Annotated in this window: 4 protein-coding genes; 2 read left to right on the forward strand and 2 right to left on the reverse strand. The window is 54.7% G+C overall.

Annotated elements, in window-relative coordinates; all coding sequences use genetic code 11:
* Both VEI96_11125 and dusB read left to right on the forward strand, forming a co-directional pair.
* Window positions 1–699: NADPH:quinone reductase (locus VEI96_11125; protein ID HXX58543.1), on the forward strand; the 699-nt coding region annotated here is incomplete at its 5' end.
* 73 nt (window positions 700–772) lie between these two features.
* Window positions 773–1,792 carry a tRNA dihydrouridine synthase DusB gene (gene dusB / locus VEI96_11130; GenBank protein HXX58544.1) on the forward strand — a complete coding sequence of 340 codons (1,020 nt, stop codon included), beginning with the start codon at window positions 773–775 and terminating at the stop codon, window positions 1,790–1,792.
* Here the strand turns inward: dusB and VEI96_11135 are convergent, their stop codons facing one another.
* Window positions 1,793–2,377 carry a nucleoside triphosphate pyrophosphatase gene (locus VEI96_11135; GenBank protein HXX58545.1) on the reverse strand — a complete coding sequence of 195 codons (585 nt, stop codon included), beginning with the start codon at window positions 2,375–2,377 and terminating at the stop codon, window positions 1,793–1,795. It abuts the gene before it with no gap.
* Window positions 2,370–3,536 (reverse strand): NAD(P)/FAD-dependent oxidoreductase, encoded by a 1,167-nt coding sequence (locus tag VEI96_11140; protein ID HXX58546.1) that lies wholly within the window; start codon window positions 3,534–3,536, stop codon window positions 2,370–2,372. Before VEI96_11140 ends, VEI96_11135 begins: the two co-directional genes overlap by 8 nt.
* Window positions 3,537–3,894 lie beyond the last annotated feature (358 nt).

The raw sequence follows: 3,894 nt of genomic DNA on the forward strand, positions 1-3,894 counted from the left end.
GGTACGATCAGCGGCTCTTACGCCGAGAAGGCACTCTGCAGAGAGACGCAGGTACACCCGCTCCCGAAACAATTGTCCTTCGCTCAAGGGGCTGCCGTGAATGTGCCCTATGGCGCTGCCTATCGCGCGCTCTTTCATCGCGCCCTTGCGATACCAAGGGAGGTCGTTCTCGTGCACGGGGCGAGCGGCGGCGTCGGCATCGCAGCGGTGCAACTCGCGCGTGCCGCGGGGTTGCACGTCATCGGGACAAGCGGCACGGAGAGGGGACGGGATCTCGTGATTGAGCAAGGCGCCCATCATGTCTTTGACCATAACAGCCCCGGCCACCTGGAAGATATCCGCAGCCTTACCAATGGCCGGGGAGTCGATGTCATCATCGAAATGCTCGCAAACGTCAACCTCGGCAAAGACCTCGGCATCCTTGCAGGAAATGGACGTGTTGTGGTCGTCGGCAGTCGGGGTACCGTGGCGATCGACCCCCGCGATGCGATGAGACGCGAGGCAGCGATTCTCGGCATGGTGCTCATGAACGCCCCGGAGTGCGACGTTCTCAGCATCCATGCCGCACTGGGAGCCGGCCTCGAAAACGGTACCCTGAGACCGGTCATCGGGCGTGAATTGCCCCTGGCGGATGCCGCCCGCGCTCATCACGAAATCATCGAAACAACCGCATACGGGAAGATCGTGCTCATACCCTGATGGGAAGATGCAGCGACGACGGCATCTGTGCGACATCTTTCCTCAACAGACGGGTTACCTGTAGAATAAGATTGTGCTTAAGATCGGCGATATAACCGTGGATTCTGGCTGCATCCTTGCTCCCATGGCAGGGATAAGTGATCTTCCCTTCCGCATGATCAACCGCTCTTTCGGTTGTGAATTCGCCTTTGCAGAAATGATCAGCGCACGTTCCCTCGTCTACCGCAGCGAAAAGACGATGGCGATGCTCTCGTCGACTCCAGCCGACAAGCCGCTCGGTGTGCAGTTGCTCGGAGATGACCCCGGGGTTCTGCAACGAGCGATGGATAAGCTCAGGGAACATAATTTTGCCCTGATAGATCTTAATGCAGCCTGCCCCGTGAAGAAAGTTACCGGAAAGGGTGAAGGAGCGGGCCTGCTTAAGGAACCGCGCAAACTCGGCAAGCTCCTGGAGGTGATGGTCAATCATGCCGATGTCCCGGTCACTGTAAAGATACGGGCGGGCTGGGACGAAACGACAATCAACGCCGGTGATGTGGCGCGAGCTGCGGAAGATGCCGGAGTGAAGGGGCTGTTTATTCACGGCAGGACGAGGGCGCAGGGGTACAGGGGGAAAGTCGATTACGAGATAATAAGCTCGGTGAAGAAGTCACTGAGAATACCCGTGATCGCCAGCGGAGACGCGCTTTCTCCTCAGTTAATCAAGAGGATGTTCGACGAGACCGGCTGCGACGGGGTGACCATCGCTCGGGGTTCCCTCGGAAACCCCTGGATATTCCGAGAAGCCGCGGCGTTTCTTAAAGAAGGAGCGTTGTCGCGTCGTCCGGGGATTGATGAGATCGCAGACACGATGACCAGGCATCTCCTGTCATGCGCGGGCGCATACGGAGAAACGGTCGGAACCATTCTCTTCCGAAAATTCTTCGCATGGTACACAAGGGGAATTCCCGAAATAAAGCCCCTCAAGGAAAAAGCATTCAGGGCGAAAACAGAGGCTGAGATGCGGGAGACTATCGAAGAGCTGTGTGTCGGCAGGCAAATTCACGAGATGAAAAAGCACGATGCATTCTCAATCCCGACACCGCCCTCGTAATCAGAGGACGGAGATCCCGAACATCTTCAACGTTTCGACGAGCGCGTTTAAGGGTAGGCCTACGACATTATAGTAGTCACCTTCTATCCTTTTGACGATGACCGACCCAAGGCCCTGGATAGCATACCCTCCCGCTTTATCAAGCGGTTCACCGGATCTCACGTAGGCGTCTATCTCTTTCATCGCAAGCTTCTTGATGAAGACCTTGGTCTCGACGGATCTCGATACCGCCTTCCCGGTTTCCGTATCGATAACGGTAAACCCGGTAACGACCGAATGGCTCCTGCCGCTCAAGATTTTCAGCATCCGCCTCGCTTCCCGTTCGGTCTCCGGCTTACCGAACAGGCTGCCTCGAAAGATAATGAAGGTGTCTGCAGCGATGACGATCGCGTCACGGCATCTGCTGGCGACTGCTCTTGCCTTCTCCCGCGAGAGCACCCGAGCGAGCTTACGGGGACTCACGCCTCTGTCCATCTCCTCTTCATAATCGCCCGCAACGACCTTGAATATGAGACCGGTTTTTTCGAGTATCTCTCTTCTTCTCGGAGACGCAGACGCGAGGATAAGCTTCTTCGTCTTAGACATACCGACCCGCCGCATGGCCCGATGCCCAGGCCCATTGCAGGTTATATCCTCCCAGCTGACCGGTCACATCAATGACCTCACCGATAAAATAGAGTCCGGGAACATTTCTCGCCTCCATGGTTTTGGATGATAATTCGTCTGTCTCGATCCCGCCCAGGGTAACCTCAGCCTTACCATAACCCTCTGTTCCTGAGGGTTCGACCGTCCAGTTGTGTATCAGGGCGGCAACGGCCTTCAATTCTCTGTCGGTATACTGATTGACGGGTTTTGACCGACTGTATGCTTCACACCACATTCGGCTGAAGTTTTTCGGGAGAAAGCCCGCCAACAAATTATGCATCTCCATTTTGCTCTGGCGTCCTCGCACAAGTAACGCGGCGACATCTCCACCTGGATATAAATCGATAGAGAGGGCATCGCCGGGGTTCCAATACGAAGAAATCTGGAGAATGGCAGGACCGCTCAATCCCCGATGGGTGAAGAGAATCTTTCCCCGGAAGTGAGCGCCATTGCAGCCGACCGAGGCATCGAGGGAAGTACCGCTCAAATCCTGAAATGCCCTCATCGCGCCTTTCTCGAAGGTGAAGGGGACAAGGGCCGGTTTCAACGGTCTGATCCTGAGACCGAACTTTCTCGCTATCCGGTATCCGAGATCCGTCGCACCTACTCGCGGGTAAGACAACCCGCCTGTGGCGATGACCAAAGATTTCGATGTAAACTGGCCCTGGTCTGTTGTTACGACGAATTCATCCTTCCGCTTAATATCGATGACTCGGCAATGCAGACGAATGCCGACCCCGGCGTCATCGCATTCTCTTTGAAGCATGCGTATTATCTCCTCCGACCCCTTTGCACAAAAAAGACGACCTTCCTCTTCTTCATAATACCGAATGCCGTGTCTTTCGAGCATAGCAATAAAATCATAGGAGGTGAAGCGGGCAAGGGCAGACTTCGGGAAGTCCGGATTCCATGACAAATAGTTATCGGCGTCCGTTCGGACATTCGTAAAATTGCAGCGGCCTCCGCCGGAGATCCTGATCTTTGCCCCTATTTTTTTGTTGTGCTCCAGTATCAATACGGAGCGTCTGCGCCTGGCGGCAGAGAGGGCGCACACCAAGCCGGATGCTCCTGCCCCGATAACGATGACGTCCTGTCTCATCTCTTATCCATCCCCATGACGGATTTGTTTTTCAGATATTGTACCCTACCGCTCCATGGAAAAGGAGAGGAGAGCCCGGACATCAAACTGTCCTCCTTTCTTTTGCGATTCTGCAAAGGCTGTGGACCAAATTCTCAGAGTTGCGAATGGTTGAGGTGAAATAATTCTTTATATTCAAGGTGATAAAACTGGCATGGAACCTGCTCTTCTATGGGTAAGAAACAAAAAGGAGGTACAGGGAGATGAAAACAAGAGAGACAGCGAGAAAGGCGGCATACATCGGAGCAGGTGCAGGATTGGTTCTTTTTGCGGTAGTCGGTTTACTGCCCGGTTCATTCATCGGGGGAGTCATCGGTCT

This window comes from Thermodesulfovibrionales bacterium (genome assembly GCA_035622735.1).
GTDB lineage: Bacteria > Nitrospirota > Thermodesulfovibrionia > Thermodesulfovibrionales > UBA9159 > DASPUT01.

Excerpts from the sequence above, each read along its gene's own strand:
- VEI96_11140 (HXX58546.1), bottom strand. The coding sequence starts at position 3,536 with ATGAGACAGGACGTCATCGTTATCGGGGCAGGAGCATCCGGCTTGGTG.
- VEI96_11135 (HXX58545.1), bottom strand. The coding sequence starts at position 2,377 with ATGTCTAAGACGAAGAAGCTTATCCTCGCGTCTGCGTCTCCGAGAAGA.